Origin of the sequence: Wenzhouxiangella sp. XN201, from assembly GCF_011008905.1 — a bacterium.
In the GTDB taxonomy this organism is placed as follows: Bacteria; Pseudomonadota; Gammaproteobacteria; order Xanthomonadales; family Wenzhouxiangellaceae; genus Wenzhouxiangella.
Genome location: NZ_JAAIVI010000004.1, coordinates 1 through 857 on the forward strand (window position 1 = coordinate 1; position 857 = coordinate 857).

Here is an 857-nt window from a genome sequence, read left to right on the forward strand (position 1 = left end):
GTGCCCGGCAACTACAGCTCGACCGAGACCGTGCCGGCGAACTGGAAGCTGACCGGAATTTCGTGCAATGACGGCAACTCGAGCGGCGATGTCGGTACCGCGACCGCGAACTTCGTGCTCGATCCGGGCGAGACCGTGGCCTGCGTGTTCACCAATACCCAGGGCGGTTCGATCACCGTCGAGAAGCAAACCTTGCCGAACGGCAGCCCGCAGGCATTCGCTTTCGCTGGGGATGTCGCCGGCTCGCTCGCTGACGGCAACAGCATCACGATCCTGGTCGATCCGGGCACTTACACGTCGACCGAGACCGTGCCCGCCGGCTGGGATCTGACCTCGATCGTCTGCGACGACAGCGACAGCACCGGCAATATCGGCACGGCGACCGCAACCTTCAACGTCTCAGCCGATGAAGCGGTGCGCTGCGTGTTCACCAACACCGAGCGCGGCACCATCATCGTCGAAAATCAGACCATCCCCGGAGGCAGCCTGCAAAGCTTTAGTTTTACCGGCGATGCCGCCGGCAACCTGATCGATGACGGGCAAATCATCGTCGACAACCTGGCGCCGGGCAACTACAGTTCGACAGAGACGGTTCCGGAAGGCTGGAAGCTGACCGACATCGTGTGCAACGATGCCGACAGCACCGGCGATATCGGAACGGCAACCGCGAACTTCGTGTTCGACGCCGGCGAGACCGTAACCTGCGTGTTCACCAACACCCAGCGCGGTTCGATCACCGTCGAGAAACAGACCCTGCCCAAGGGCAGCCTGCAGGCGTTCGATTTCACCGGCGATGTCGCCGGCTCACTCACTGACGGCAACAGCATCACGGTGCTGGTCGATCCGGGCACCTACAC

At 62.5% G+C, this 857-nt stretch carries 1 protein-coding gene; it reads left to right on the forward strand.

Translation table 11 applies throughout. The annotated features are described in order from the left end of the window. A partial coding sequence (locus tag G4Y73_RS00010; protein ID WP_205596421.1) for a hypothetical protein occupies positions 1–857 on the forward strand: 857 nt, incomplete at both ends.